The sequence below is a fragment of the Halorientalis regularis genome (genome assembly GCF_023698535.1).
Taxonomy (GTDB): domain Archaea; phylum Halobacteriota; class Halobacteria; order Halobacteriales; family Haloarculaceae; genus Halorientalis; species Halorientalis regularis.
This window is the reverse complement of the sequence record NZ_JALJCL010000010.1, coordinates 46,612-72,431: the sequence shown is the minus strand read 5'-3', so window position 1 is coordinate 72,431 and position 25,820 is coordinate 46,612. Positions and strand designations below refer to the sequence as shown.

Sequence of the window (25,820 nt, the reverse complement as noted above, 5' to 3'; positions counted from 1 at the left end):
TAGAAGGGTTCGGTTTACTCCCCGAGATCGAACTGCTCGGCCGCGGTCTCCATGTCCTTGTCGCCCCGGCCCGAGAGGTTGACGACGATGGTCTCGTGGTCTGTCTCCCCGGCTACCTTCTTGGCCATCGCCAGCCCGTGAGCCGTCTCCAGCGCCGGGATGATCCCCTCGGTCATCGAGAGCGTCCGGAACGCCTCCAGAGCCTCGTCGTCGGTGATGGCGCGGTACTCGGCGCGGCCCAGTTCGCGGAAGCGAGCGTGTTCCGGGCCGACACCGGGGTAGTCCAGCCCCGCCGAGACGGAGTGGACCTCCACGTCGTCGTCGATGACTCTCGTACGCATCCCGTGGAGCACGTCCTCTTTCCCGTCGTCCAGTGGCGCGGCGTGGCGACCCGAGCCCGCGCCTTCGCCGCCGCCCTCGCCGCCGTAGAAGGCCACGTCGTCGTCCCGGAACGGGTGGAAGAGGCCGATGGCGTTCGAGCCGCCGCCGACGCAGGCCACGCACGCGTCGGGGAGTCCGCCGATCTGGTCGATGGCCTGCTCGCGGGCCTCTTTTCCGATGACCGACTGGAACGCACGGACCATCCGCGGGAACGGGTCGGGACCGACGACCGACCCCACCATGTAGTGGGTGTCGTCGATGTTCTCCGTGAAGTCCTCCAGGGCCACGTCGACCGCGTCGGCCAGCCCCGCACCGCCCTGCGTGACGGGGTTGACCTGCGCGCCCATCAGCCGCATCCGGAAGACGTTCATCCGCTGGCGCTCCACGTCCTTTTTGCCCATGTAGATCTCGGTGTCAAGGTCGAATAGCGCGCCGACCATCGCGGTCGCGGTGCCGTGCTGGCCCGCGCCCGTCTCGGCGATCAGTCGCTCCTTGCCGGCCTTCTCGGCGAGCAACGCCTGCCCGATGGCGTTGTTGATCTTGTGGGCACCGCCGTGGAGCAGGTCTTCGCGTTTGAGGTAGATCTCCGCGCCGTACGCCTCGGAGAGGCGCTCGGCGTGGTACAGCGGGGTCGGCCGACCGGCGTAGGATTCGAGAATCGACCGGAACTCCGCCTCGAACTCCTCGGTCTGTGCGATGTCCTCGAACGCGGCCGCGAGCCGCGCGAGCGGTTCCTGCATGGGTTCGGGGACGTGTCGGCCGCCGAAACCACCGAACGCCTCGTCGGTGTCGTCGTGTTCACTCATGTCGGTCCCAGTGTCTCGGGAGTGCACATATGTCTACTGTTTGCCGACTGGTTGCCCCGCTGGACCTGCGGAATACTTACGGCGCGGTCGGACCCAAAGAGGGTGTGGACAGAGTCGAGGTCAGCACCGTAGTCTACCTGCCGCCCGAGGAGATCTACGAGTTTCTCGAGGACTTCCCCGGGTACGCCGAGTACTCGAAGTACCTCGAGGAGGTCCGCAGCGACGGCGACGGCAGTCCGGGGACGCGCTACTTCCTCACCTTCGCCTGGTGGAAACTCACCTACACCGCCCACTCGAAGGTGACCGACACCGACCCGCCGAACCGAATCGACTGGGAGATCACGAAAGACATCGACGCCGAGGGCCACTGGACCGTCGACCCCATCCCGGAGGAACGCCCCGACAGCCAGGAACACGCCTGCCGCGTGCGCCTGACCGTCACCTTCCGCCCCGACTCGGCGGATTCGGGCGTGCTGGACCTCCCGGGATTCGTCTCGATGGACTGGGTGATCGAGAAGGTGAAACCGAAGATCCAGGCCGAAGCCGAACGGGTCGTCGAGCGCATCGTCGCCGACCTCGAAGGCCGTCAACGCGAGGTCGAACTCGAAATCGAAACCGTCGATACGTCGGTGTGACCGGTCGTCTGCCCCGGGGCGCTACTCGTCGACGTCGTAGTCGCCGCCGTACTTCATGAAGATGTAGGACAGGCCCAGGGACGCGCTCATGACCACCGCTGTCGCGACGCCGATGGCTTTCGCGCTGCCGGGGAGGGCGGGGCCGCCACCGCCGCCACCGCTCGCTGGCTCGACCGTCTTGTAATCGGTCCCGACGACGACCGCACCGAGCATGCCCAGGCTCTGGTGGGGTTTGCAGTAGTAGTTGTAGATGCCGTCTTTCTCGAAGGTGTGCTCGTACTGGACACCGGTGCCGCCAACCGGCGAGCCGGAGTCGATCGGCCCCTCGTCGGAGACGACGTTGTGCGACCCCCCGTTACCGGTCCACTCCCACTGGACGGTCGCACCGTTGTCGACTTTGACTGCCGGCGGATCGAAGGCGTAGCCTTTCTCACCGGCACCGACTTTGACCGTGACGGTGCTCTGCCCGGTCTTGTCCGCGACGCTTCCGTTGTAGAGGTTTGCGCCGTCGAGATAGCCGCCGAAGTCAGGGGTGCCGCCACCGCCGCCACCGCCGCCTTCGGTCCCTTCGGGGGCGCTCGTCCCGTTAGTGGCTGTTCCGTTAGTTGCCGTCCCGTTCGCCGTCGCGGTGCCGCCAGTCTGTGTGGTCTCCTGGGCAGCCGCCGTGCCCGCGACGCCAGCGGCCGCAGCGCCGCCCGCCGTCGCCATGAGGAAACCCCGTCGTGACACGTCCTCCGAACGGTCGCTCATGGTCGGGCGTTAGACGGGGGTGGTAGTGAATATGTTGGTTCCGAGTCGACGGCTCTGGGTTTCGATGCGCATTTTACGCGTGAGCCCCATTCTTTGGGTATGGAAGAAGAACCCGGCCTGAGCGACCAGTACCGGAAAGCCAGCCCGTGGCCCATGTTCGTCGCGCTCGGGTTCGTGCTCTCGGAGGTCGGTATCATCGTCGGCATCTTCTCGATCGCCGTCGGCGGCCTGTTGCTGTTCGGCGGGAGCGTCGCCGGTATCCTCAAAGAGTCGGCGTACGTCGAGACGCTCTGGGGCTCCCTGCTCACCTTCGGCGGCGTCCTCGCTGTGATCGGCGTCGGCGTCGTCGCCTGGCGGGTCGGTGTCGACCCTGGCATACTAGTCGACGTGATCGTCGCCCCCGGTGACTTTGGCCTTCTCGTCCCGCGTGCGCTCGCCGTGGCGGTCGCCGGAATAATCCTGCTGGCCGCCGGTGGCACTGTCCAGGCACTCGAACGGAACGTCGACCCCCGCTAGCTGGGACGGTCCCGGCAGCGACGCGGCCGAACTGTCGACGTACTACCGCGACGATTCCGACAACCTATTTATCGTCGTCCCCAAACCAGATGGTATGCTTCCGAGTACATTCGACCGCGAAACCATCCTCGACCTCACGGTCAACATGATCCCCCTTGGTATCCTGTTGTTCTTCATCGTGGCCTTCGGCCTAGTCAACCCCTTCGGCTGGAACAACGTCATCTCAACGATCCAGTTCGGCATCCTGATCGCTGCGTTCGTCCTGCTGGCCGTCCTGACCTACTACTCCGGGAAGGCCATCTCGAAGGCCGAAGCCGAGATGGAAGACGAGGACCACACGGCCTGAGTCGCGGTCGTCTCTCTCTGTTCTCACCTGCAGTCAACCCCAGTAGTTGGGGGCTCGCGTCTGGCCTGTATCGCCGCGTCGTCTCCGGACGAACACGCTCGCGCCGGGAATCAAAGGGAATCTTTCTTTAGCCCCCAGTCCTGAGAGTCGAGTATCAATGGCTGCAGGACAGCTCGCACTAACGGTGCTGATGGGCGTGTTCCTCATCGCGGTGGCAGCGTTGCTGACACGGATCGAGGACTGGCGCTCGTACACGCCACTCGCCGGCGGCGGTGCCATCGGCGAGGAGGCGGGGTACGGGCACGACGAAAAGCCCGGCGGAATCGTGCGGTGGCTCACCACTGTCGACCACAAGGACATCGGGATGCTGTACGGCACCTACGGGGTGCTCGCATTCGCGATCGGTGGTCTCATGGCCTTCCTCATTCGGATGCAACTCGTCGTCCCGAGTGGGGCAGTCGTCTCGAACAGCTTCTACAACGCCATCCTGACGAGTCACGGGATCACGATGCTGTTCCTGTTCGGGACGCCGATCATCGCGGCGTTCTCGAACTACTTCATCCCGCTGCTGATCGGCGCGGACGACATGGCGTTCCCGCGGATCAACGCCATCGCGTTCTGGCTGCTCCCGCCCGGCGCACTGCTGGTCTGGGGCGGCTTCCTCATCCCCGGCATCGGCACCGCCCAGACCTCCTGGGTGATGTACCCGCCGCTGTCGGTCGAACAGACCCAGATGGGGGCCGACCTGATGATGCTCGGCCTGCACCTGACCGGCGTCTCGGCGACGATGGGGGCGATCAACTTCATCGCGACCATCTTCACCGAGCGCAGTGAGGACGTGACCTGGGCCAACTTGGACATCTTTTCGTGGACGATCCTCACCCAGTCGGCGCTGATCCTCTTCGCCTTCCCGCTGCTGGGCTCGGCGCTGATCATGCTCCTGCTGGACCGGAACTTCGCCACGACGTTCTTCGCCGTCGAGGGCGGTGGGACGATGCTGTGGCAACACCTGTTCTGGTTCTTCGGACACCCCGAAGTGTACATCCTCGTGCTCCCCCCGATGGGGCTCGTGAGCTACATCCTGCCCCGGTTCGCGGGCCGGAAGCTGTTCGGGTTCAAGTTCGTCGTCTACTCCACGCTGGCCATCGGGGTCCTGAGCTTCGGCGTGTGGGCTCACCACATGTTCACGACCGGGATGGACCCGCGACTGCGCGCCAGCTTCATGGCGGTCTCGTTGGCAATCGCGATACCGAGCGCGGTGAAGACGTTCAACTGGATCACGACGATGTGGAACGGGAAGATCCGGCTGGCAGCCCCGATGCTGTTCTGCATCGGCTTCGTCTCGAACTTCATCCTCGGCGGTGTCACCGGCGTGTTCCTCGCGTCGATCCCCGTCGACATGATCCTCCACGATACCTACTACGTGGTGGGTCACTTCCACTACATCGTCATGGGCGCTATCGGCTTCGCCGTCTTCGCGGGCATCTACTACTGGTTCCCGATCTTCACCGGTCGGATGTACCAGCGCACGCTGGCGAAGTGGCACTTCTGGCTGTCGATGATCGGCACCAACATCACGTTCTTCGCCATGCTGGCGCTGGGTTATCTGGGTATGCCGCGCCGGTACGCGACCTACGAGTTCTCCGAGACGCTCGCGCCGCTGGCGTCGGTCACGACCTTCCACCAACTGGCGTCGGTGGGCGCGCTGATCCTGCTGGTCGGCCAGCTCATCTTCGTCTGGAACCTCGTCCAGTCGTGGCTCGAAGGCCCGCGTGTCGGTCCGGACCCCTGGAACCTCAAGGAGGAGGCCCCGGAACTGTTCGGTCGCGAGTTCATCTGGCACGAGAACCGCCAGGAAACCCAGATCGCGACGGACGGCGGCGAAGGTGAAGACGTGGCCGCCGACGGCGGTCTCGTGGACGACGAGAACGATACCTCGTCGGAACCCCGTTCCGACGGCGGTGAGCCCGTCGACGACGCCGAGACCGAAGCCGACGCCGACGAGTAACTGCGACGGACGACGAATCGCCGTTCGCGCTCTTTTTCGCCGTTCGCACGCGCGACATGGAAAGCGATTTAGCCGGCCTGTGGCTACCCGTGCGCAATGAGTCTGTCCGATCAGGACCACGATCTCGTCACCGCGGAACTCGGCCGCGAGCCGACGCCGGCCGAAGCCGCGCTCTTCGAGAACCTCTGGAGCGAACACTGCGCGTACCGCTCCTCGCGACCACTGCTGTCGGCGTTCGAGAGCGAGGGCGAGAACGTCGTCGTCGGCCCCGGTGACGACGCCGCCGTCGTCGCCCTGCCCGACAGTGATACCTACATCACGCTGGGGATCGAGAGCCACAATCACCCCTCCTATGTCGATCCGTTCGACGGCGCGGCGACCGGCGTCGGCGGCATCGTCCGGGACACGCTCTCGATGGGTGCCTACCCCATCGCACTCGCGGACTCGCTGTACTTCGGCGACTTCGACCGCGAACACTCCCGCTATCTCTTCGAGGGTGTCGTCGAAGGCATCAGCCACTACGGCAACTGTATCGGCGTCCCAACCGTCACCGGGAGCGTCGCCTTCCACGACGACTACGAGGGCAACCCGCTGGTGAACGTCTCCTGTATCGGCCTGATCGACGACCCCGACCGGCTTGTGACCGCCGAGGCCCAGGACCCGGGCAACAAGCTCGTCCTCGTGGGCAACGCCACGGGTCGGGACGGGCTGGGCGGAGCCTCCTTCGCCAGCGAGGACCTCGCGGAGGACGCCGAGACCGAGGACCGACCCGCGGTGCAGGTGGGCGACCCCTACACGGAGAAGCTCCTGATCGAGGCCAGCGAGACACTGATCGACGAGGGGCTGATCGAGTCGGCCCGCGACCTCGGCGCGGCGGGGCTGGGCGGCGCGACGAGCGAACTCGTCGCCAAGGGTGGCCTCGGTGCCCACATCGAACTGGAGCGGGTCCACCAGCGCGAGCCCAACATGAACGCCCTGGAGATCCTGCTCGCCGAGTCCCAGGAGCGGATGGCCTACGAGGTGACACCCGAGAACGTCGACCGGGTGGCCGAGATCGCAGAGCGTTACGATCTGGGCTGCTCGGTCATCGGCGACGTGACCGACGGCAACTACGTCTGTGAGTTCGAAGGCGAGACCGTCGTCGACGCGCCCGCGGAGTTTCTCGGCGACGGCGCACCGTTCAACGACCTGGACTCGGTGGAACCGTCCCAGCCCGAGCGGAACCTCCCCGACACCGACCTCGAATCGGCCTTCGAGGCCGTCGTCGGCAGTCCCAACACGGCCTCCAAGCGGTGGGTCTATCGGCAGTACGACCACGAGGTGCAGGTCCGGACCGCGACGCCGCCGGGCGACGACGCGGCGATCCTCGCCGTCCGTGAGGCAGAGACGGGACTGGCCTACTCCGCCGGGGCCGACCCCAACTGGACGGACGCGGCACCCTACGACGGTGCGCGCGCGGTCGCGCTGGAGAACGCGACCAACGTCGCCGCGAAGGGCGCGACGCCGCTCGCGGCCGTCGACTGTCTCAACGGCGGCAACCCCGAGAAACCCGACGTGTACGGCGGGTTCGAGGGGATCGTCGACGGACTGGCCGACATGTGCGCCGAACTCGACGTGCCGGTCGTGGGCGGGAACGTCTCGCTGTACAACGACTCGAACGCGGGGCCGATCCCGCCGACGCCGACGCTCGCGCTCGTGGGCACGAAAGAGGGGTACGACGCGCCGCCCGCCGCACTCTCCGGCGAGGGCGACCTCCTCGTGGTCAACGACCGCGCGCTCTCGGGCGAGGCCGATCCCAAACTCGGCGGCTCGGAGTACCTCGCACAGCACGGGGGGAGCGACGCGTTCCCGACGCTGCCCGACGACCGCGCGGCGTTCGTCGAGACGCTCGCGGACGTGGCCGACCACGACGCCACGCTCGCGGTCCACGACGCCAGCCACGGCGGTCTCGCGGTGACGCTGGCCGAGATGGTCACCGAGACGGCCGGCGCGGACGTGACCCTCGACGGTGACGCGAGCGAGGCCGCACACCTCTTCCACGAACAGCCCGGTCGCGTCGTGATCGAGACCGACGACGCCGACGCCGTCGCCGCGGCCTTCGAGGGCGTCGCACCCGTCGAGCGCGTCGGTGCCGCCGACGACTCGGGCGCGCTGTCACTGTCGGTCGGTGATGCGGCGCTCGAGTACGACGCCAGCGAGATCGCGGACCTGCGGTCGGTCATCGAACACGAGCTGGAGTAATCAGTCCTCGTCCTCCGGCCAGTACTCCACCTCGTCGTCCATCGGATAGTATCCCTCGAAGGTGCGCTCGTCGCGGCCGCCGGGCGGGGACCCGACGTAGACGCCGAACTTCTCCATCTCCGGATAGATGGTCACGTCCGGTTCGTTCATCGTCGAGACCATCAGGTAGCGGAGCGTGTCGTCCCCGTCGTTGACCACGCGGTGGCCGCCGGACTCGTCGGCGGGAAGGGTGACGAAATCCCCCGCCCGGAGGTCGTGTTCGCCGTCCTCGGCCCGGAGCAAGCCCTCGCCGGCTAGCACGTAGATCGCCTCCTCGTTGGCGGTGTGGTAGTGGTAGGGCCAGGCCCGCGTCCCCGGCGGCATCTCGTAGAGGCTACAGCCCAGGTCGTCGGCCTCGACGGCCGCGCCGAGTTCTTTCCGGTGGAACGTCGCCTCGTCCCGGTTGTAGGTCTTCCAGTCCAGTTCGGACTCGTTGATCTTTCGCATACTCCGGACCCACTCCCACCGGTGAAAAATAGCTACGGTACGGTGTGGAACACCGCCTCAAAGGAGGAACGGGATACCGAACGTGATCGCGAGGCCGAGCACGAGGACGACGAAGCCGAAACCGACCTGGCTCATCGTGAAGTCGCTCTGCGGTGCGGTGCTGCGCAGCGGCGGTTCCCCGTCGGGAATCTCGGGACTCTCCGGATCGTACTCGGGTCGGTCCTCGTCGTGGTCGTCGCTCATACCTCGGCGTTCGCGGTCGGTGTACTTCGGTGTGTCGGAACCGCGGCCCGCGCGACTCAGCGGCCGATACGCGGCGAGCGCTGAAGTACGACTCCGACAATCCCCGTGTATGTTCGGAGCCGAGTTCGTCGCCGGAATCGCCATCGCCGCACTGCCCTGCATGCTCGCGCTGTTCTACGTGTTCTTTCGATTCGAACCGACCGACGAGCCCGTGGTCGAGGCCGACGGCGTGTCGCGGTAACCGCCGCCGCGGGCCCCGACTGCGGGAATCAGACGCCTTTTGTCGGGCGGTGCCGTAGCCGAAGGCAACTGATGACCCTCACCAAACGGATCATTCCCTGTATCGACGTGGACCTGGACGACGAGGGCAACGCGGCGGTGTACACGGGCGTCAACTTCGAGGATTTGGAGTACACCGGTGACCCGGTCGAGATGGCCAAGAAGTACAACGAGGCCGGGGCCGACGAGTTCGTCTTTCTCGACATCACGGCCTCCGCGGAGGGCCGCGAGACCATGCTCCACGTCGTCGAGTCCATCGCCGACGAGGTGTTCATTCCCCTCACCGTCGGCGGCGGCATCCGCACCCGCGAGGACGTGAAAGAGACCCTGCGAGCGGGCGCGGACAAGGTCTCGATCAACACCGGCGCGCTGCAACGCCCGGAACTCATCGAGGAGGGCGCGGCGGCATTCGGCAGCCAGTGTATCGTCATCAGCGTCGACGCTCGCCGCCGGTTCGACGAACAGGGCGACCACTACGTCTCCGTCGACGGCGAGTCCTGCTGGTTCGAGTGCACGGTCAAGGGCGGCCGTGAGGGCACGGACATCGACGTGCTCTCCTGGGCCGAGGAGGCCGAGGAGCGCGGCGCGGGCGAACTGTTCGTCAACTCCATCGACGCCGACGGGACCAAGGACGGCTACGACATCCCGCTGACGGAAGCCGTCTGTGACACCGTCTCGACGCCCGTCATCGCCTCCTCGGGCTGTGGCGGCCCCGAGGACATGTACGAGGTGTTCACCGAGGCCGGCGCCGACGCCGGGCTCGCGGCCTCGATCTTCCACTTCGGCGAGTACTCGATCCAGGAGACCAAGGAGTATCTCGACGAGCGCGGTGTGCCGGTGCGCCTTTGAGAGAGGGGTGTGGGTGCCTGCGAGGAACTCCGGTTGTAATAAGTTCCGGTACCCGAATCGGGACGTATGAAAGCGACGGCGAAGGCACATCCGATCCAGGGGTTGGTGAAGTATCACGGGATGCGCGACGAACAGTTGCGCCAGCCGTACCACGACTCGATCAGCGTCAGCACGGCACCGAGCCGCACGGTGACGACCGTCGAGTTCGAGCCCGACAGCAACGAGGACGTGCTCCTGATCGACGGCGAGGCAGTCGAGGGCCGGGGCCGCGAACGCATCGAGAACGTCGTGAATCACGTCCGCGACCTCGCGGACCTCGACCACGCCGTGCGGTTCGAATCCGAGAACGACTTCCCGACGAACATCGGATTCGGGTCGTCGTCGTCGGGCTTCGCCGCCGCCGCGCGGGCCCTGGTCGGGGCCACGGATCTGGACATGACGCTCCCGGACATCTCGACGGTCGCGCGCCGCGGCTCGGCCTCGGCCGCGCGGGCAGTGACGGGCGCGTTCTCCCACCTGCGGACCGGGAAGAACGACGCCGACTGTCGCTCCGAACGCATCGAGACCGAACTGGAAGACGACCTCCGGATCGTCGGTGCGGAGGTGCCGTCCTACAAGGAGACCGAGGAGGCACACCGCGAGGCCGCCGACAGCCACATGTTCGAGGCGCGGATGGCCCACATCCACGGCCAGATCGCGGAGATGCGCGACGCCCTGCGCGAGGGTGACTTCCACCGCACCTTCGAGCTGGCCGAACACGACTCGCTGTCGCTGGCCGCGACGACGATGACTGGCCCCGCCGGGTGGGTCTACTGGCAGCCCCGTACTATCGAGATCTTCAACACGGTCCGGGAACTCCGCGAGGAGGACGTGCCGGTCTACTTCTCCGTGGACACGGGCGCGAGCGTCTACGTCAACACGACCGCCGACCACGTCGACCGCGTCGAGGGTGCCATCGCCGACTGCGGCGTGGACACCCGCGTCTGGGAGGTCGGGGGGCCGTCACAGCTTCTGGACGAAAGCGACGCGCTGTTCTGAGGGTCGGCTCACCGGACTCGCCGTACGCCCGGGCCCGGCGGAGCGCTTTACCCTGCGGCGACCGAACGGGAGCAGCATGAACGTCGCAGTGTTCGGGGCCGGCTACGCCGGCCTGACGCTCGCTCGTCGGTTAGAACGACAGCTACCGCCCGAGGCGAACCTGGTCGTCGTCGACGAGAGCGAGGACCACCTCGTCCAGCACGAACTCCACCGCGCGATCCGCCGACCGTCCATCGCGGAGGACATCACGGTCCCCATCGCGGACTGTTTCGACCGCGCCGAGATCCGCCGGGCCCGCGTCACCGACGTGGACGCCGAGGCGGGTGTCGCCACGCTCGACGGCGAGGACGAACTCGCTTACGACGTTGGGGCGGTCTGTCTCGGCGCGGCGACGGCCTTCTACGACCTGCCAGGGGTCGAAGACCACGCGACACCGCTGAAGCGCCTCGACGACGCCGAGCGAATCAGGGCCGACGTGCTCGATGCCTTCGACGCCGGCGACGCCCGGATCGTCGTCGGCGGGGCCGGACTGTCGGGGATCCAGGTCGCTGGTGAAATCGCCGCGCTGGCCCGCGAGGAAGGTGTGGACGAGGCGGCCGAGATCACACTGCTCGAACAGCAGGGTGCCGTCGCGCCGAACTTCCCCGAAGCGTTCCAGCGTGCCGTCGACCAACAACTCCGCGACCGCGGGATCACGGTCCGGACGGACGCGGCCGTCGCCGGAGCCGACGGGTCGACGATCACGCTCGAGGATGGTACGGAACTGGACTACGACGAGTTCGTCTGGACCGGCGGGATCCGCGGGGCGGACGCGCTGGCCGGTGACCGCCCGCTGGTGCGGAGCCGCCTCCAGCTGGCCGGCGACACGTTCGTCGTCGGCGACGCCGCACGTGTCGTCGATTCGGACGGACAGGCTGTCCCGGCGAGTGCGCAGGCGGCCATTCGTGAGGCCCGAGTCGCGGCGGCGAACATCGAGAGACTCGCCGACCACCGCCTCGGGGACGGAAGCGGGGGCTTCGAGCCACGACTCGACGACTTCCAGTTCGACTCGCCGGGCTGGCTGGTCAGCGTCGGCGACGGTGCCGTGGCTCAGTTCGGGGGGACGGTGCTGACCGGTCCGGCCGCGGTGGCGCTCAAGACGACCGTCGGTGTTGGCTACCTGACTTCGGTCGGAGCCGTCCGGAAAGCCGTCGGACTCGTGGGTGAAGAACTGGATCTGGACGGCGTCCCGGACGAGGCCGCCGACGCTATCGACGGCGAGGCGGGAGACGGCGAGTCGGGGACTGCCGACGTGGCTGTCGGCAGTGGCGACGACGGCGGCAGTTAGGACGAGGAGTTCAGCGCGAGGTCGGGCGTCGTCCAGACGATGAAGTCGTCCTCGTCCTCGCGGTTGATGATGCCGTTGATGTGTTCGTCGTCCTCGTCGGGCGACTCGTTGACCTCCTCGTCGGTGACGGGCGTGACCTGCCGGACCTCGTCGACGACCCAGCCGAGGTGGCCCTGTTCGTCCATCTCCTCGGAGTCGAAGACGACGATGAGGTCGCCCCGATCGTCGTCTTCGACTGCGAGGGCGTCTTTGGGATTGATGATGGCGGTCACCTGCCCGCGCAGGTCGACCACGCCCTCGACGTAGGACGGCGAGTTGGGCACGCGGGTCATGTTCTCCAGTTCGACGATCTCCTCGATGTACTCGATGTCGAGACAGAACTGCTCCTCGCCGAGTTCGAACTCCAACACACGGGTGCGGTCGCTGGCGTGGGCCGTGCGTCGGCCCGCCGCGGCCGCTCGCGCCGCGGCGACGGTTCCCTCCCCGTCCAGCATCGACTGTTCGTCGTCCTCCGAGACCGTCGTCGCCTGATCCGGAATGGCGAAGGTTTCGCTCCCGGAGAGTGCGTCGACGGCTTCGGCCCCGTCAGCGGAAGACACGGACGCCGCGACGCCGGACTGCGGTGTCGTCCGTTCGGCCGCCTCGGCCGCCGCGTCCGTGGCCGCCGTCTCCCCGTCGTCCTCGCGCTCACCAGCTGGTTCGTCACCGTCTCCGGTCGGGGGTTCGTCCCCGGCCGACCCGGCGAACTCGAACCCACTGGTCTCGACGGCGTCGGATTCGTCGGCGGCGGGTTCGTCGTCGGGACTCTCGATCTCGCTTCCGCCCGTCTCGTCGGCCCCCGTGGCATCGCCGTCCTCGGTCGCGGAACCGACCGCTTCCGATTCTTCGTCGGCCGATGGCTCCTCGGTCGACTCGCTCGCGTCCGTCGAGGCGTCGGCTGCCGTCGACTCGTCGGCCGGGTCGACCGTCTCGTCGATGGTCGGTGTCGAGCCAGCGGAGTCGTCCGCGTCCGGGCTCTCGTCGGTCTCCGTGTCGTCGGTGGCCGTCGGCCCGGCTCCCTCCGAACCGGTGTCGTCCGCGGTGTCTTCGGTCGCGTCGGACGCGTCGGCCGCAGGTGCGCTCTCGGCCTCGCCGCCGTCGGCAGTCGCGTCGGACGCGTCCTCGTCCGCGTCCTTGGGGTCGTCGTCCCCGGGTGTGCGGCGTCGTCCTTCGCGCATCTCTCGAATGCGGTTCGCCCGTTCCATCCGGTCGTTGGTGTCCTCGTCGGTCATTGTGGTATCTCCTCGGCGAATCCGAACTGTCTGTCGAGCTCGGCGGCGATCTCCAGGAATCGGTCGGCCATGTCGACGCTCGGGTCGTACGCGAACAGCGACTGGCCGCTGGAGAAGGCCCGCTGGAGCGCGACGCGCTTGCGGACCGACCAGACCGGCACGTCCTCGAACACCGCCTCCAGCCAGTCGAGCATCTCGGCGTCCTCGTTGGTCGATTCCACCCGGTTGGCGACGACGCCGACCTCACGCACCGTCTCACCGGTCCGATCCTCCAGTGCCGCGATCTGGTCGAACAGGAGTTCGATGGCCCGTTCGGAGGTGGCCTCGGTCAGCGCCGGAATCAAGACGTTACCGGTCGCGTAGATCGCGGTATCGGTCAACTGGCCGTAGAACGGCGGCGAGTCGACGACCACGTAGTCGTACCCGGTGAGTTCGTCGAGTACTTTCTCCAGACCGTCAAGCGCCGTGTCGCCGCTGACCGTATCCGGGCCGACGTTGATCGTCAGCGGCTCCAGCACCGCGGGATCGACGTCGAGCGACGGGTCGGCGTCGAGTTTGGCCATCACGGAGGCCATCGTCAGTTCGTGTTCGGCCTGGAGCATGTCGATGCTACTGGGCAACACGTCCATCTCGTCGTGGGGGCGGATCAGGTCGTGGACCGCCGACCGCTGGTCGGGGTCGGTCAGCACGTCGAACAGCGTGGGCGGTGCCGCGTCGTAGGCCTCGACCAGGCCCAACCCCTCCGTGGCGTTGCCCTGCGGGTCGAGGTCGACGAACAGCACGTCCCGGCCACGCTCGTTCAACGCGCCCGCGACGTTGATCGCCACCGTCGTCTTCCCCGTCCCGCCCTTGGCGTTGGTCACACAGAGTGCCGCGGGACGGTCGTTTCGATGCATCGCTACTACCGGTGCTGGGTCACCGCTCCTTATAAAAATCCGCTCCCGATTCTCAATTGTTGTACCGTCAGTCGAAGCGAGCGACCGGTCCGTCGTCGGTATCCTCGACGGTCGCACCCAGCGCTTCGAGTTCGTCGCGCAACTCGTCGGCCCGCTCGTAGTTGCCCGCCTCGCGTTCCTGCTCGCGCACCGAGAGGACGAGGTCGGCCAGTTCCTGGGCGACGCGCACGTCGCCCTCGCTCTCGCCGCCGAAACTGAGTCCCAGCACGCCCTCGCCCAGGTCATCGAAGGCCTCGATGGCCCGGCGCAGGCCCACGTAGTCGTACTCGTCGTGGTCGTCGACGTGACGGTTGACCGCGCCCGCCAGGTCCAGCAGCGCCGTCGTCGCCTCCCGCGTATTGAAGTCGTCGTTCATCGCCGTCGTGAACGCCTCGCGGACCTCGGCGACCGTCTCCCGGAGGGCGTCGTCCTCGACCGTCGTGTGGGCGTCGACGCTGTCGGCGGCCTCGATGGCCCGTCGGTGACCCGTCTGGAGCCGCTCCCAGCGTTCCTCGGCCTCCGCGACGGTCTCGGCGCTGTAGGTGGCCCTGCTGTGGTAGGCCGTCGAGAGCAGGAAGGTCCGGGCCACGTTCGGGCCGTGCTCGCCGACGAACTCCGCGACCGTCGAGAAGTTCCCCAGCGAGGAGGACATCTTCTCGTCTTTCGTCTCCAGCAGGCCAACGTGGAGCCAGTAGCGGGCGAACTGCTGGCCCGTCGCGGCCTCGCTCTGGGCGATCTCGTTCTCGTGGTGGGGGAAGACGAGGTCCTGTCCGCCGACGTGGATGTCGATGGTGTCGTCGAGGTGGGTCGTGCTCATGGCCGAACACTCGATGTGCCAGCCGGGCCGGCCCTCACCCCACGGCGAGTCCCACGTCTGGGCGGTTTCGCAGGCCGCCTCGGGCGGGGCCGCGTCATCGTGCTGGTGTTCGGCGATGTCGTCGGGATCGACGCCGCCGGCCTTCCAGAGGGCAAAATCCGCGGGATTGTGCTTCTCGCCGGTGTGTTCGCCCTGGGAATCGAGTTCTTCGACCTGCTGATTCGAGAGTTTGCCGTACTCCTCGAAGGCGGTCACGTCGAAGTAGACCGAACCGTTCTCCTCGTAGGCGTATCCTCGGTCGAGCAGCGTCTCCACGAGGTCGATTATCTGGGGGATATGTTCGGAGACGCGTGGGTACACCTCCGCGCGCAGGAGGTTCAGCGAGCGCATGTCCCGGATCACCTGCTGGACGTAGGTACGAGCCACGTCGGCCTCGCTCTCGCCGTCCTCGCCGACGCGCGCCACGATCTTCTCGTTCACGTCGGTGAAGTTCTCCACGTGGCGCACGTCGTAGCCCTGGTGGTCGAGCCAGCGGTGCATCACGTCGACGTGGACCCAGCCTCGGGCGTGGCCCAGGTGTGCCGGGTCCGAGGTCGTCAGGCCGCAGTAGTAGAGCAGCACCGAGTCGGGGTCCCGTGGCTCGAACTCCTCGCGCTCGCCGGTGAGCGTGTTCGTCACGCGAAGCGTCATTACCGGAGTGGAGCGCGGGGGACGGTTTCAATGCGTCGGAAAGCCACCGCTCGCCCTCAGTCGCCGGTCGCCGGCACCGTCTCCAGTGCCGCCTCGACGGCCCTGACGGCGTCGGCCCCGGCGCGACGCTCGACGACGACCAGCAGTGCGTCGCCGCCGACACCGGCGGCCGTCACCGCTACCCCCTCGGCTCGCAGGTGGTTCAGGACTTGCGCCAGCGCCGTCGCGTCCACGTCACCGGTCGCCAGGATCCCCGTCAGGTCCCCCTCGCCCGGGACCAGCGCCATGTCACCGACCGTCAGGAGCGCGCCTACGGGGTCGCCCTCGCCCAGGCCGCTCTCCATCGACACACGCGCGCCGGTCCCGTCGGGGTCGTACTCGGGCACGTCCTCGGCGTAGCGTCGGAGCGCGGCGACGACTGCCTCTTCATCGTCTGCTCCGAGATCCAGATATCGTGCGGCGGCGGTGTAGTTGAGGACGCCCGCCCGCAGTCCGTCGTAGAGGAACGGGTGGGTGCGGACGGCCTCGCGTGTGCGGGCTGCCAGCGACATACCGCCTCTGGCGCTCGCGGCGACCAAAAACGCCCCGCCTCGACGGGGTATTAAAATGCCCGTAACTTTGTGGCAGTTCAGCTATTTCCATGGGGACGAACCACATGGACGTGTCGGGGGAGAACCCGACCGGGACTCAGCATGACCGACTTCACGATACCGAACTGCACGGAGAACTGTCCGTACAAGCAACCAGTCAGCGGTGCCTGCGACCACGACCTCGAACAGTCGCTGGTCCAGGAGTTCCTCGACAACCCTGGGCAGGGGTGCCCGTTCGGGGCCGAGTGACCCACGCGCTCCCAGTGGACCGACGCCGAGACGGTTCCCTCGGGAACATCCGAACCCCTAAGACTCGCCTGGCCCTAGTCGTGGGTATGCAAGCGCTGGTCATCGCGGCCCACGGCTCACACCTCAACGCGGAGTCGAGCACGCCGACGTTCGATCACGCCGACACCATTCGGCGGTCGGGCGCGTTCGACGAGGTCCGCGAGAGTTTCTGGAAGGAGGAGCCACACTTCCGGGAGGCGCTCCGGACGCTCGAATCCGACGAAGTGTACCTCGTGCCGCTGTTCGTCAGCGAGGGCTACTTCACCGAACAGGTCATCCCCCGCGAGTTCCGCCTCGACGAGTGGGACGTCGACCAGTGGGACTCCGACGGCACCGGCGCGACCCACACCACGCTGACCGCGACCGACACGGGCCAGACCGTCCACTACTGCGGCCCGGTCGGCACCCACGACGCGATGAGCGACGTGATCGTCCAGCGTGCCGAGTCGGTCACGGGCGACCCCGATGTCGGCGACGGGTTCGGCCTCGCCGTCGTCGGCCACGGGACCGAGCGCAACGAGAACTCGGCGAAGGCCATCGAGTACCACGCCGACAGCATCCGCGAACGGGGCCGCTTCGACGAAGTGAAGGCCCTCTACATGGACGAGGATCCCGAAGTCGACGACGTGACCGACTTCTTCGACAGCGAGGACGTAGTCGTCGTCCCCCTCTTCATCGCCGACGGCTACCACACCCAGGAAGATATCCCCGAGGACATGGGCCTGACCGACGACTACCGCAAAGGGTGGGACACGCCCGCCGAGGTCGACGGCCACCGCATCTGGTACTCGGGTGCGGTCGGCACCGAACCATTGCTGGCCGACGTGGTACTCGAACGTGCGGCCGACGCCGGTGCGGACGTGCGCGAGGCCATCGAGCGGGTCCGTGCGGAGACCGGTGGCGGACAGGTTACCGCCGACGACTGACGGCCGACGCGACCACCGAGAGCGTCGCCGAACAGTCGAGCGGCGCAGCCGCGAGACTGGGTAGTCACGGAACGAGCGACCGGTCCGTCCGTGACCACGTTCCGCCCGTTTTCTGAGCCGGAAAGTGACTGTGGGCTTTTAACCCCTCCTGGTTCCATGCTCGATTCGTGAGTGAGGATTGGGAGCTGGCCGAGGTCCTCGACCTGCTCAGCGACGAGTACGCCCGCTCAATCCTCGCGGCAACGAGTGTCGAACCCATGTCCGCCAAACAGCTCTCCGAACAGTGTGACGCGTCCCTCCCAACGATCTACCGACGGATCGAGTGGCTTCAGGACTACGACCTGATCGAGGAACGCACGAAAGTCGAATTGAGCGGCAACCACCACAAGGTGTACTCGGCCACCCTGGACGAGTTCGCGATGGACCTCGACGACGGCGGGTACGAGGCCACCATCGAACGAACCTCCCGGGCCGAATTCCCCGGCGAAGACGCCGACGACACCGCCGACCGATTCACCAAAATGTGGGAGAACCTCTAACATGCTCGGGACCGACCAACTCGCGTACTGGCTGATATTCGCCCTCTCGGCCGGGTCGGTCGTCGTCGGGAGCTACGTGGGCTACCAGGCCTACCGCGGGTTCCGCCGCCACGACAGCCGGCCGATGCAGTACCTCTCTATCGGCCTGTTCCTGCTGACGGCCGTCGCCTTCGGACTCTCCTTCGTCGGTTCGATCCTGCTGCAGATGCGGGTGCTCCCGCCAGATACCTTCCAGCAACCGCTGACGCTTTTGACGCGGTTGCTCCAGTTCCTGGGCGTCTTTTTCATCGCCTACTCGTTGCACAAGCGGTAATCCGGACGGGCGACACTCACTCACAGCCGACCGACCTGGCGACCTCGATCAGCAGTTTTGGCGAGACGGCTTTGCCCGACACCTGATACTGGTAGCCGTCACACGACCAGGAGACGTAGGTGGTGTAGCCGACGCTCACGTTCGCTCGCTGGCCGGCGACCTCTGTCGACCGGTCGGGTGTCGGCGGGTAGAACAACCCCGCGACCTTCGAGACGGAAATCTCCGTGCTGGCGTTGACGTACTTCAGGCCGAGGCTCGTGATGCGCGGGCTCTCGGTCTTCGAGGCGAACTGCAGCTGGAACGACGGCGGGAGGTCCGGCGTCGGGACGGAGACGTTCGTCACCCGTCGCAGGGCCGGCGTCGACGCGTAGAAGTCCCGTCGCGGCGTGTCTTCCAGTTCGACGGAGACGTTCGCGGACGGGTCGAACCGGAACACGGACTCGTCGAGACCTGGATTGAACGTGACGTTCTCGTAGACGACCGTCTTCGCGTGCTGGACGCCGTTCGAGTGCCACTCCGAGTGGCGTTTGAGCGGGAAGAACCACTCCGTGTCGACCCATAGCGTCTGCTGGAAGCCACCAACCAGCGACTCGTTGCGGGGCACCACCTTCAGGACGTAGACCGGCCGGCCGTCGATGGTGTCGGTCCCGTTGTAACTCACGGCGAAGGCGGCGTTCCCCACGGCGGCCGGTCGTTCACCGGTCTGGCCCTCCGGGGCACCGCCCGACTGCGGGACGGCAGGCAACGGATTGATCCCCGGCGTCGGCGTCGCGGCGGTCCGGTCCGTGCCATCGGTCACGTTCAGTCGGCCGAACAGCCGTTCGATCTCCTCTCCCTCGGTGCGCTCCCTGGAGATGTCCGGGTTGCTCAGACCGAGCCGCTCGACCGCTCCCGAGGTTCGGTTTTGCCACCACATCACCGACCCGTTCGAGACGGTCAAGTTGTGTCGGTGGCGCGGGCCGTACAGCAACCGCTCGCGGAACCGATCCGTCCCCGGACGCATGGCGACGCGGTAGACGGACCGGTTCACCTCGTCGCCCTCCCGGTTGATCGTGATCCGTGTCGCGTTGAGTCCCTCGACCGCCGCGTATCGCTCCGAGGCGTTCGCGCCGATCTGCTGTGGCATCGGCTCCTCGGTACCATCCACCGACAGGAATCCGACCGCGAGAACGCCCCCGACGAGTGCCAGCAGACAGGCTCCCCCCAGTATCTGTTTCGCTGTGACGGTTCCGCGAGACATCTGACTGGTCAACTAGAGGTCGAGACGTGTTGATAGTCGTTTCGAGACGTATGGTTCAGGGACACGGCATGGATTCGGCCACCTCGACGAGCAGGGGTTTCGAGACGAACCGGCCGCTGACGCTGTACCGAACCTCGCCACAGGACCACGACACCGAGCGAGCCAGTCCGGTCTGCATGTACCGGCCCGTCCGGTTTCCGATCCGTATCCGCTCGCCGGTGGCGACCCCATCGTCCGTCCCGTTCGTCTCGTTCCCGGGCAGCGCCGACTCGTTGGTCGCGTACGCACTGACGATCAGCCGCGAGGTCTCGTTTCGGTACGTCAGCGTCACCGACTCGACGTACTTCGAGTCGGCCGTCCGACCCGAAGTGAACGAGAAACTCGGCGGAACCGTCGGCTTCGTCACCTCGATAGTCGCGTTCTCGACCGTCGCGTTCGGACTCCCGTAACTCTCTGAACTACCGAGGTCGCTCCGCGTGACGTTGGCGTCCGCCGGTGGCTCGAAGGTGAAGGTCCCCTCGGCGAACCCGTCGGTGATCGTCACGTTTCGATAGGTGACCGACACGGTGAACCGGTCGTCGCCGGTGCCGAATTCCGTTCGCTGTTTCACCGGAAAGAACGTCTCGGCGTCGATCCACAGCGTCTGTGAGTAGTTCGCCAGGGTCGACCGGTTCGCCGTCGCGTTTCGGTCCCGTTCCGGCCGTATCTCGAGGACGTACGTCGTCCGGCCGTCGACCTGTGCGGCCCGGTCCAGCGAGACGCCGAACTGATCGGCGGGGAGTTGCGGCGTCGGCGTGGACGGTCCCGACCCGGGAACCGGGGTGAGTCCGGGCCTCGGAATGGACGCCCCATCGTCCGGCGTCGTCCGCGTACGGCTCAGTCGGGCGAACAGCTGTTCGATCCGTCGGTACTGCCGTTGTCGCCCGGTGGCGTCGACTTCCAGCCGCGTCGCGTTGTTCGCGGCGCTGTCGTACAGCCACGACACCGATCCGTTGGAGACGATCAGGCTGTTGTTGACCATCCCGGGGACCGACGGGGAGCGCAGAACTTCGGCGCGCTGCTTGCCCGTGCCCGGAACCATCCGCACCCGCTGGACGGTCTCGTAGGTCGTCTCTCCCGTCTCGTTCCCATCGCTCAGGTTCAGTCCACCGTACTGCCGCTGGAGCGTGGCCGAGAGGCCGTCGATCGATCGAATCCGCTCGGCCGCGTTCACGCCGAGGTCGGGCGTGACGACGGCGGCGGTCTCCGGTGGCTCGTACTCGAACCGCGCCTGGGAGAGTCCGGGCTCGAACGTCATGTCCCGGTACTCGACGGTCGTGGTGACCGATTCCCCGTCGTCGACCCACTCGGTCCGGTACTTGAGGGGAACGAACCACTCGGCGTCGACCCACAGCGTCTGTGAGACGGTCGTCGCCGCGTCGTCACGGGGCCGCACGTGGAGGACGTGGACCTCGCGACCGGAGACGGTCGTCGTTCCGTCGTAACTCACCGTCACCTGGTCGCCGCTTCTGTTGGTCGCCGGGGCGTCGGGCGTGCCCGGGCCCTGGGGCATCACCGGAAGCGGCGAGACACCCGGCGTCCGCTCGTCGGAGGCGGTCTCTGTCCCGTCGGAACCGACCGCACGGTCGAAGAGCCGTTCGATTCGCTCGCCGCGCGTCCGCAGTCGCTGGCTCACCCTGCCGGCGGCGGTCCGGCTCACGAGTCGCGTCTCCGGATCGTAGGTCCACTTGGTCGACCCGTTCGTGACGACGACAGCGCCGTCGTCCGTCGATCCATCGACCGTCCGCAATCGCACCTGTCCGGCCCCCGGCCGCATGGCGACCGCGCTGACGGTTCGGTTGGTTTCACCGCCGCGTTCGACGGTCGTGACGACCGTCGCGTTCAGGCCGTCGAGGGCGACGTACTGTTCGGACGCGTTGTGACCCACCGGCGGTGACGCCTGCCCGCCGGTCGTCAACAGTCCGACGGCCACGGCACCGCCGGCGATTGCGAGAACGCCGACGACGGCGAGGACTGCCGTGGGAGAGGGCTCATCGAACGGCATTGGTACGCTTGAACGACACGACACGAGGCCGAAATAGTTTTCGTACGGCGTCAGTACCGCGCGGTGTCCGAGTCATCTGAAAGATTGGGGGAGGGCGGTGGTCACGGGCGAGAGGGGGCCGAAGCGTGGAGGGCCGAAGCATGGTCGCGGGCAACCGATTGCTGACAGGGCGGCACCCATCGTCAGCGTGAGACCATGCATTGCTACCTATATCCTCCTGTAGCAAAAAGGGGGAATCGACGTTTCCGACCCGGAAGTTCGGCCAAAAATATAAATACGAGAAAGGATTTCCCGGCGGTTCGGGACGGAAAGACGGAGTTTATTCGACTGGCACCCGTCGACTCGGGTATGAGCGAGACGGCGGTTCGCCGGTTGGCGGAAGCCGCGAGCGAGGGCGGCGTCGACTGTGACGGTCTCCGGGCGGAGACGACGGATGCGGGCTATCGCTTCCGGACGCCCGATATCGACCGTGCGGGGCTCTCGGAAGCGGAGTTCCGCGATGTCGCGGCCGATAACCCGGCCTACGTCACGAACTGGGACTTCTGGACCCGCGTCGCACCCGACGCACCCGCGGACCGGGCGTACCTGCGCTGGCTGGAGGGTGCCGAGGAACGGCCCGTCCCCGAGCGCTACGACCGACTGGCCGAGGGAGTGACCCGCGAGTGGGGACAGTTGCGCCTCACCGTCGAGCGCGACGCGGACGGCCAGCGTCGCTACGAAGTCCGTCACGTCGACGACGCCGACGCGGCGGTCGCGGACCTGGAACGTCACGACGATCCGCTGGACGCCCGTCAGATCGCGAAACACGACGAGCGCGACCGGTACCGACCGCTGAAGACAGCGCCGACGCTCCAGGCGGATTGGGTGTTCCCGGACCTGGAGCCAAGAGAGCTGGTCAGCGCGGTCGATTTCTTCTATCCGGCGACGGTCGTCAACTGGCACCGCGAGCGCGAGGGGGATCTGGACGTGGACCACTGGACGGAGACCATGGGGCGGCAGTCGGGCATCTACGGGGTCATCGAGACCTGGGACCGCGGCGAGGGGTACGAACACGTCAACTGGGTGGCCGAGGCCTGCTGTGACGACTCCCAGTGTCTCAAGCGCCGCGAGTGGCAGTACGACGACGAGACCGACCTCGACGTGGACGGCGGCGATGGCGAGTTCCCCTGCCGGGAGCCGTGTTCGCTCGTCGTCTCGGCCGCGCGCCAGTGGACGAAACTCGAAGGCGAGCAGTCACGGACCTACGAGTTCGAGTTGACGCCCAGCGAGAAAGAACAGATCGAGGAAATCATCGACGCGGTCGCCGAGGGCCGCAGCGACGAAATCCGCGAGGCCGACGTGTACGACGACGCGAACCGGTATCGCACACGATACCTCCGGGCAAAACTGTTCGACGACGACGGGAATCTCTCTGGCGTCGAGACCGAGGACTAGCGGACGAGCAGGTAGCCCGCCAGCAGGACGGCAACGAACACGGCGACGGCACCGGCGGCCACCAACCCGCTCTGGAAGGCAGTCGCCGCGCCGATAGCGACGGCGACCGCAAGCGCGCCCAGGGCCAGCACTGGCAACGCCGGACGGTCCGCGAGTGTCGAACCGGGTGTGGCCCCGTCAGTGCTGCTCTCCTCGTCCGTCGTCTCGCGCTCGCCGCCGCCGGGTTCCGCGAGGCTCTCGTCGACTTCGACGCTTCCGGTGTCGTCGGGTTCGGTCAGCTTCACGTCGACCCACCGCGTCGTCGCGCCGTACCCCGCCGAGAGCTTGATCTTGCCGTGGACGACACCGTGTTCGTCGACGCTCACCGGAATCGCCGCTGTACTCTGTGCCTCGACGTAGTAGTTGGTATCCTCAAGCGAGGCGACCGCCGAGAGGTCCTCGTCGAGGTGGACGTGGACCCGGCCTGCGTTCCCGTGATTCCGGACCCTGATGACGAACGAGTCGTCGGTCTCGATGGACGCCGGGACGTTCAGGGAGTTGCGCTCCCGGCGGTTCACGTCGACGGGTAACTCGTCGGGCACACCGCCACCTGCGCGTGGCGGGGGGAAAAAGGTTCAGTCTACGCCGGTGACTCCTCGCGCATGTCCGGCGGCAGGAGGTTCGGAATCCCGTCCTCGATGGGATACTCTTCGCCACACTCGGTACAGACCAGTCGCCCCTCCATGATCTCCTCGTCGTTCCGGCGGATGACCTCCAGGTCGAGTTCGTGTTTGTCGAGTGGACAGCAGATGATGTCCATCAGGTCCTCGCGCATACGCACATCTCCGGCCGGCCGAGGCAAAAACGTGCCGAACCGACCCACGCCGTGCCCGGTCGACACGGATACACTCACCCCGAACGTATTCGCAACGCACACGCCTGTTACGCCCTGTTTACGGCACTCGTTTCACCGGTCCACCGTCCGCCCCGGAGATGGAGGCAACGACCCTCTACGATAGACTGGGTGGTGCCGACGGGATCGAGACCGTCGTCGACGAGTTCTACGACCGGCTGCTCGACGACGAGGGGATGCAACCGTTCTTCGGGGATGTCGACATGGAACGCCAGCGCCAGCACCAGACGCTGTTCATCAGTCGGGTCGCCGGCGGTCCCGCGGAGTACAGCGGCGAGACCACGCGCGCGGTCCACCGCGACCTCGGGCTGACGCGGGACGACTTCGAGACCGTCGTCGCACATCTGCGTGCGAGTCTGGACACCTGCGGGGTCGACGACGGCGACGCTGCCGAGGTGATCGCAGCAGTGCGGGGACCTGAAGACGACGTTCTCCGTCGTTGAAAGTCTAGAACGGCCGTTCCCGGACGATGGTCTGGGAACGGCCCGGGCCGACGCCAACCGCGTAGATCGGCGTGTCGAGTTCGTCGCTGAGGTAGTCGAGGTACGCCCGCGCGTTCTCGTGGAGCGCTTCGTATCCGTCGCTCGCAACCGCGCCCCAGTCCTGTTCGGGCCAGCCCTCGAAGGTCCGGCGGGTCACCTCGCAGTCGGCCCACTGCTCGGTGGTAGCCGGCATCGTCTCCAGGGTCTCGCCGTCCAGGTCGTAGGTGTGGCCGACCTGCAACTCGTCGAGGCCGGCGAGGGTGTCGACGTGGTTGACCGCGAGGCCGGTGAACCCGCTCGCGCGGGTCGCGTGGCGGAGCATCGGCATGTCGAGCCAGCCGACCCGGCGCGGACGGCCGGTGACGGTGCCGTACTCGTCACCCTCCTCGCGGATGTAGGTGGCCAGTTCCTCGTTTTCACCTTCACCCTGTTCGTCGTAGCCCGGCGTGTCGCCCTCGACGCCGCCGAGTTCGGTCGGCATCGGACCACTCCCGACGCGGGTCAGGTAGGCCTTGACGATGCCGACGACTTCGCCGTCACCGACGACGCCCGGGGAGAGGCCGGTCCCGGTGCAGGCCCCACCCGCGGTGGGGTTCGAAGAGGTGACGAAGGGGTAGTTGCCGTGGTCGATGTCGATGATCGTCCCCTGGGCACCCTCGAGGATGACGTTCTGGCCGTCGTCGATGGCGCTGGCGAGGAACTCGCCCGCGTTGACGGTCATGCCCTCGTCCGCCAGTCGGCGACCGAACTCCCGGAACTCCTCGTACAGCGCGTCCACGTCGAGCGCGTCGGGGTCGTCGAGATCCGCCACGTCGAGGCCGTACACGTCCTCGACGATGGCCCGTTTCTGCGGGACGACGTACTCCAGTCGGTCACGGAGGACCTCGGGGTCGAGCAGGTCGCCCACGCGGACGCCCCGGCGGCCGGCCTTGTCCTCGTAGGTGGGGCCGATGCCCCGACCTGTGGTGCCAACCTCGTCGTCGGTCTCGCTCTTTGCCTCCTCCTCGATACCGTCCAGAACCCTGTGATAGGGGAGAATAACGTGTGCGCGTCGTGCGACCCGCACGTCGGGATCCAGTCCACGGTCCCGGAGCGCGTCGAGTTCGTCGAACAGCGTCCGCGGGTTGACGACACAGCCGTTGCCGAGAACGCCGACCTTGCCGCGGACGGCTCCGCTCGGGACGAGCGACAGTTTGTACTCCTCGTCCCCTTCGACGACGGTGTGACCGGCGTTGTCGCCACCCTGGTAGCGGACGACGACGTCGGCGGCGTCGCCGTACAGGTCGACGATGCCGCCTTTGCCCTCGTCGCCCAGCTGGGACCCAACGATAGTTACGGTCATCACCGGGGTTTCTGCCCATCCCGATAAACAGGTTACGGTCCCCTCGCAACCGTCCACTGCACGCGCACAGCGCCGCCCGCTCGGGCGGCCTGTGCCGTGTGGTATCATACAA

28 protein-coding genes are annotated in these 25,820 nt (G+C 66.9%); 15 read left to right on the top strand and 13 right to left on the bottom strand.

Annotated elements, in window-relative coordinates; translation table 11 throughout:
* Positions 1–14 precede the first annotated feature (14 nt).
* On the bottom strand, positions 15–1,187 hold the full coding sequence (gene trpB / locus MU521_RS13800; protein ID WP_092693366.1) for a tryptophan synthase subunit beta: 1,173 nt from the start codon (positions 1,185–1,187) through the stop codon (positions 15–17).
* Positions 1,188–1,291: 104 nt separating this feature from the next.
* Here trpB and MU521_RS13795 point away from each other — a divergent pair, with 104 nt between their 5' ends.
* Positions 1,292–1,822 (top strand): type II toxin-antitoxin system RatA family toxin, encoded by a 531-nt coding sequence (locus MU521_RS13795; RefSeq protein ID WP_092693367.1) that lies wholly within the window; start codon positions 1,292–1,294, stop codon positions 1,820–1,822.
* A 21-nt stretch (positions 1,823–1,843) separates the two neighbouring features.
* On the opposite strand, the gene MU521_RS13790 is transcribed toward MU521_RS13795, so the two are convergent.
* Positions 1,844–2,572, bottom strand: a complete 729-nt coding sequence (locus tag MU521_RS13790) for a halocyanin domain-containing protein (RefSeq protein ID WP_092693369.1) — start codon at positions 2,570–2,572, stop codon at positions 1,844–1,846.
* A 99-nt stretch (positions 2,573–2,671) separates the two neighbouring features.
* Here MU521_RS13790 and MU521_RS13785 point away from each other — a divergent pair, with 99 nt between their 5' ends.
* From MU521_RS13785 to purL, 4 genes are all read left to right on the top strand, one after another.
* Positions 2,672–3,088 (top strand): DUF7541 family protein, encoded by a 417-nt coding sequence (locus tag MU521_RS13785; RefSeq protein WP_092693371.1) that lies wholly within the window; start codon positions 2,672–2,674, stop codon positions 3,086–3,088.
* Between the two features lie 94 nt (positions 3,089–3,182).
* Positions 3,183–3,434 carry a DUF6684 family protein gene (locus tag MU521_RS13780; RefSeq protein WP_092693372.1) on the top strand — a complete coding sequence of 84 codons (252 nt, stop codon included), beginning with the start codon at positions 3,183–3,185 and terminating at the stop codon, positions 3,432–3,434.
* Between the two features lie 157 nt (positions 3,435–3,591).
* The gene (locus tag MU521_RS13775; RefSeq protein ID WP_092693373.1) at positions 3,592–5,442 is read left to right on the top strand and encodes a cytochrome c oxidase subunit I; all 1,851 of its coding nucleotides are present in this window, start codon (positions 3,592–3,594) and stop codon (positions 5,440–5,442) included.
* Positions 5,443–5,538: 96 nt separating this feature from the next.
* Entirely contained in the window at positions 5,539–7,683 is a 2,145-nt protein-coding gene (purL, locus tag MU521_RS13770; protein ID WP_092693375.1) for a phosphoribosylformylglycinamidine synthase subunit PurL, read from the top strand.
* Here the strand turns inward: purL and MU521_RS13765 are convergent, their stop codons facing one another.
* Entirely contained in the window at positions 7,684–8,169 is a 486-nt protein-coding gene (locus tag MU521_RS13765; RefSeq protein WP_092693376.1) for a cupin domain-containing protein, read from the bottom strand.
* Between the two features lie 57 nt (positions 8,170–8,226).
* On the bottom strand, positions 8,227–8,412 hold the full coding sequence (locus tag MU521_RS13760; protein WP_092693377.1) for a DUF7550 family protein: 186 nt from the start codon (positions 8,410–8,412) through the stop codon (positions 8,227–8,229).
* A 109-nt stretch (positions 8,413–8,521) separates the two neighbouring features.
* Here MU521_RS13760 and MU521_RS21490 point away from each other — a divergent pair, with 109 nt between their 5' ends.
* The 4 genes from MU521_RS21490 (at position 8,522) to MU521_RS13745 (ending at position 11,905) form a co-directional block, all read left to right on the top strand.
* Positions 8,522–8,653, top strand: a complete 132-nt coding sequence (locus MU521_RS21490; protein WP_281187051.1) for a hypothetical protein — start codon at positions 8,522–8,524, stop codon at positions 8,651–8,653.
* 71 nt (positions 8,654–8,724) lie between these two features.
* Positions 8,725–9,540 carry an imidazole glycerol phosphate synthase subunit HisF gene (gene hisF / locus MU521_RS13755; protein ID WP_092693379.1) on the top strand — a complete coding sequence of 272 codons (816 nt, stop codon included), beginning with the start codon at positions 8,725–8,727 and terminating at the stop codon, positions 9,538–9,540.
* A gap of 66 nt (positions 9,541–9,606) precedes the next feature.
* A complete protein-coding gene (mvaD, locus tag MU521_RS13750) occupies positions 9,607–10,578 on the top strand; it encodes a phosphomevalonate decarboxylase MvaD (RefSeq protein ID WP_092693380.1) in 972 nt (323 codons plus the stop codon).
* Between the two features lie 76 nt (positions 10,579–10,654).
* Positions 10,655–11,905, top strand: a complete 1,251-nt coding sequence (locus tag MU521_RS13745; protein ID WP_092693382.1) for an NAD(P)/FAD-dependent oxidoreductase — start codon at positions 10,655–10,657, stop codon at positions 11,903–11,905.
* Here the strand turns inward: MU521_RS13745 and MU521_RS13740 are convergent.
* The 4 genes from MU521_RS13740 to MU521_RS13725 form a co-directional block, all read right to left on the bottom strand.
* Positions 11,902–13,176 (bottom strand): chemotaxis protein CheW, encoded by a 1,275-nt coding sequence (locus tag MU521_RS13740; protein ID WP_092693384.1) that lies wholly within the window; start codon positions 13,174–13,176, stop codon positions 11,902–11,904. The two genes, MU521_RS13745 and MU521_RS13740, sit on opposite strands and share 4 nt — an antisense overlap.
* A complete protein-coding gene (locus tag MU521_RS13735) occupies positions 13,173–14,072 on the bottom strand; it encodes a ParA family protein (protein ID WP_092693385.1) in 900 nt (299 codons plus the stop codon). Before MU521_RS13735 ends, MU521_RS13740 begins: the two co-directional genes overlap by 4 nt.
* A 67-nt stretch (positions 14,073–14,139) precedes the next feature.
* Positions 14,140–15,618 carry a cysteine--tRNA ligase gene (gene cysS, locus MU521_RS13730; protein ID WP_092693387.1) on the bottom strand — a complete coding sequence of 493 codons (1,479 nt, stop codon included), beginning with the start codon at positions 15,616–15,618 and terminating at the stop codon, positions 14,140–14,142.
* Positions 15,619–15,674: 56 nt separating this feature from the next.
* On the bottom strand, positions 15,675–16,169 hold the full coding sequence (locus MU521_RS13725; protein ID WP_092693389.1) for a DUF7523 family protein: 495 nt from the start codon (positions 16,167–16,169) through the stop codon (positions 15,675–15,677).
* A gap of 141 nt (positions 16,170–16,310) precedes the next feature.
* Between MU521_RS13725 and MU521_RS13720 the strand changes: the two genes are divergently transcribed.
* The 4 genes from MU521_RS13720 to MU521_RS13705 all read left to right on the top strand — a co-directional run bounded on the left by MU521_RS13720 (position 16,311) and on the right by MU521_RS13705 (position 18,274).
* Positions 16,311–16,457 carry a hypothetical protein gene (locus MU521_RS13720; RefSeq protein ID WP_175452888.1) on the top strand — a complete coding sequence of 49 codons (147 nt, stop codon included), beginning with the start codon at positions 16,311–16,313 and terminating at the stop codon, positions 16,455–16,457.
* An 86-nt stretch (positions 16,458–16,543) separates the two neighbouring features.
* The gene (locus tag MU521_RS13715; RefSeq protein ID WP_092693391.1) at positions 16,544–17,422 is read left to right on the top strand and encodes a CbiX/SirB N-terminal domain-containing protein; all 879 of its coding nucleotides are present in this window, start codon (positions 16,544–16,546) and stop codon (positions 17,420–17,422) included.
* Between the two features lie 167 nt (positions 17,423–17,589).
* Complete coding sequence (locus MU521_RS13710; RefSeq protein ID WP_092693393.1) at positions 17,590–17,961, top strand: ArsR/SmtB family transcription factor; 372 nt, start codon at positions 17,590–17,592, stop codon at positions 17,959–17,961.
* A gap of 1 nt (position 17,962) precedes the next feature.
* Positions 17,963–18,274, top strand: a complete 312-nt coding sequence (locus MU521_RS13705; RefSeq protein ID WP_092693395.1) for a DUF7521 family protein — start codon at positions 17,963–17,965, stop codon at positions 18,272–18,274.
* Between the two features lie 16 nt (positions 18,275–18,290).
* On the opposite strand, the gene MU521_RS13700 is transcribed toward MU521_RS13705, so the two are convergent.
* Both MU521_RS13700 and MU521_RS13695 read right to left on the bottom strand, forming a co-directional pair.
* Complete coding sequence (locus MU521_RS13700) at positions 18,291–19,514, bottom strand: LolA family protein (RefSeq protein WP_092693396.1); 1,224 nt, start codon at positions 19,512–19,514, stop codon at positions 18,291–18,293.
* A 55-nt stretch (positions 19,515–19,569) separates the two neighbouring features.
* Positions 19,570–21,558 (bottom strand): LolA family protein, encoded by a 1,989-nt coding sequence (locus tag MU521_RS13695; RefSeq protein WP_092693398.1) that lies wholly within the window; start codon positions 21,556–21,558, stop codon positions 19,570–19,572.
* 348 nt (positions 21,559–21,906) lie between these two features.
* Between MU521_RS13695 and MU521_RS13690 the strand changes: the two genes are divergently transcribed.
* Positions 21,907–22,992 (top strand): DR2241 family protein, encoded by a 1,086-nt coding sequence (locus MU521_RS13690; RefSeq protein ID WP_092693399.1) that lies wholly within the window; start codon positions 21,907–21,909, stop codon positions 22,990–22,992.
* Here MU521_RS13690 and MU521_RS13685 read toward each other — a convergent pair.
* The gene (locus MU521_RS13685) at positions 22,989–23,573 is read right to left on the bottom strand and encodes a DUF7524 family protein (RefSeq protein WP_092693401.1); all 585 of its coding nucleotides are present in this window, start codon (positions 23,571–23,573) and stop codon (positions 22,989–22,991) included. The two genes, MU521_RS13690 and MU521_RS13685, sit on opposite strands and share 4 nt — an antisense overlap.
* Positions 23,574–23,611: 38 nt before the next feature.
* The gene (locus MU521_RS13680) at positions 23,612–23,806 is read right to left on the bottom strand and encodes a methytransferase partner Trm112 (RefSeq protein WP_092693402.1); all 195 of its coding nucleotides are present in this window, start codon (positions 23,804–23,806) and stop codon (positions 23,612–23,614) included.
* 158 nt (positions 23,807–23,964) lie between these two features.
* On the opposite strand from MU521_RS13680, the gene MU521_RS13675 reads away from it, so the two are divergent.
* Positions 23,965–24,327 (top strand): group I truncated hemoglobin, encoded by a 363-nt coding sequence (locus MU521_RS13675; protein WP_092693404.1) that lies wholly within the window; start codon positions 23,965–23,967, stop codon positions 24,325–24,327.
* 4 nt (positions 24,328–24,331) lie between these two features.
* On the opposite strand, the gene MU521_RS13670 is transcribed toward MU521_RS13675, so the two are convergent.
* The gene (locus tag MU521_RS13670; protein ID WP_092693405.1) at positions 24,332–25,708 is read right to left on the bottom strand and encodes an adenylosuccinate synthase; all 1,377 of its coding nucleotides are present in this window, start codon (positions 25,706–25,708) and stop codon (positions 24,332–24,334) included.
* Positions 25,709–25,820 lie beyond the last annotated feature (112 nt).

Excerpts from the sequence above, each read along its gene's own strand:
- MU521_RS13775 (WP_092693373.1), top strand. The coding sequence starts at position 3,592 with ATGGCTGCAGGACAGCTCGCACTAACGGTGCTGATGGGCGTGTTCCTC.
- MU521_RS13715 (WP_092693391.1), top strand. The coding sequence starts at position 16,544 with ATGCAAGCGCTGGTCATCGCGGCCCACGGCTCACACCTCAACGCGGAG.
- mvaD (WP_092693380.1), top strand. The coding sequence starts at position 9,607 with ATGAAAGCGACGGCGAAGGCACATCCGATCCAGGGGTTGGTGAAGTAT.
- MU521_RS13765 (WP_092693376.1), bottom strand. The coding sequence starts at position 8,169 with ATGCGAAAGATCAACGAGTCCGAACTGGACTGGAAGACCTACAACCGG.
- MU521_RS13790 (WP_092693369.1), bottom strand. The coding sequence starts at position 2,572 with ATGAGCGACCGTTCGGAGGACGTGTCACGACGGGGTTTCCTCATGGCG.
- hisF (WP_092693379.1), top strand. The coding sequence starts at position 8,725 with ATGACCCTCACCAAACGGATCATTCCCTGTATCGACGTGGACCTGGAC.
- MU521_RS13720 (WP_175452888.1), top strand. The coding sequence starts at position 16,311 with ATGACCGACTTCACGATACCGAACTGCACGGAGAACTGTCCGTACAAG.
- MU521_RS13760 (WP_092693377.1), bottom strand. The coding sequence starts at position 8,412 with ATGAGCGACGACCACGACGAGGACCGACCCGAGTACGATCCGGAGAGT.
- MU521_RS13670 (WP_092693405.1), bottom strand. The coding sequence starts at position 25,708 with ATGACCGTAACTATCGTTGGGTCCCAGCTGGGCGACGAGGGCAAAGGC.
- MU521_RS13725 (WP_092693389.1), bottom strand. The coding sequence starts at position 16,169 with ATGTCGCTGGCAGCCCGCACACGCGAGGCCGTCCGCACCCACCCGTTC.
- MU521_RS13690 (WP_092693399.1), top strand. The coding sequence starts at position 21,907 with ATGAGCGAGACGGCGGTTCGCCGGTTGGCGGAAGCCGCGAGCGAGGGC.
- MU521_RS13785 (WP_092693371.1), top strand. The coding sequence starts at position 2,672 with ATGGAAGAAGAACCCGGCCTGAGCGACCAGTACCGGAAAGCCAGCCCG.
- MU521_RS21490 (WP_281187051.1), top strand. The coding sequence starts at position 8,522 with ATGTTCGGAGCCGAGTTCGTCGCCGGAATCGCCATCGCCGCACTGCCC.
- MU521_RS13675 (WP_092693404.1), top strand. The coding sequence starts at position 23,965 with ATGGAGGCAACGACCCTCTACGATAGACTGGGTGGTGCCGACGGGATC.
- purL (WP_092693375.1), top strand. The coding sequence starts at position 5,539 with ATGAGTCTGTCCGATCAGGACCACGATCTCGTCACCGCGGAACTCGGC.
- MU521_RS13680 (WP_092693402.1), bottom strand. The coding sequence starts at position 23,806 with ATGCGCGAGGACCTGATGGACATCATCTGCTGTCCACTCGACAAACAC.
- MU521_RS13780 (WP_092693372.1), top strand. The coding sequence starts at position 3,183 with ATGCTTCCGAGTACATTCGACCGCGAAACCATCCTCGACCTCACGGTC.
- MU521_RS13745 (WP_092693382.1), top strand. The coding sequence starts at position 10,655 with ATGAACGTCGCAGTGTTCGGGGCCGGCTACGCCGGCCTGACGCTCGCT.
- MU521_RS13695 (WP_092693398.1), bottom strand. The coding sequence starts at position 21,558 with ATGCCGTTCGATGAGCCCTCTCCCACGGCAGTCCTCGCCGTCGTCGGC.
- MU521_RS13740 (WP_092693384.1), bottom strand. The coding sequence starts at position 13,176 with ATGACCGACGAGGACACCAACGACCGGATGGAACGGGCGAACCGCATT.
- trpB (WP_092693366.1), bottom strand. The coding sequence starts at position 1,187 with ATGAGTGAACACGACGACACCGACGAGGCGTTCGGTGGTTTCGGCGGC.
- MU521_RS13735 (WP_092693385.1), bottom strand. The coding sequence starts at position 14,072 with ATGCATCGAAACGACCGTCCCGCGGCACTCTGTGTGACCAACGCCAAG.
- MU521_RS13705 (WP_092693395.1), top strand. The coding sequence starts at position 17,963 with ATGCTCGGGACCGACCAACTCGCGTACTGGCTGATATTCGCCCTCTCG.
- MU521_RS13700 (WP_092693396.1), bottom strand. The coding sequence starts at position 19,514 with ATGTCTCGCGGAACCGTCACAGCGAAACAGATACTGGGGGGAGCCTGT.
- cysS (WP_092693387.1), bottom strand. The coding sequence starts at position 15,618 with ATGACGCTTCGCGTGACGAACACGCTCACCGGCGAGCGCGAGGAGTTC.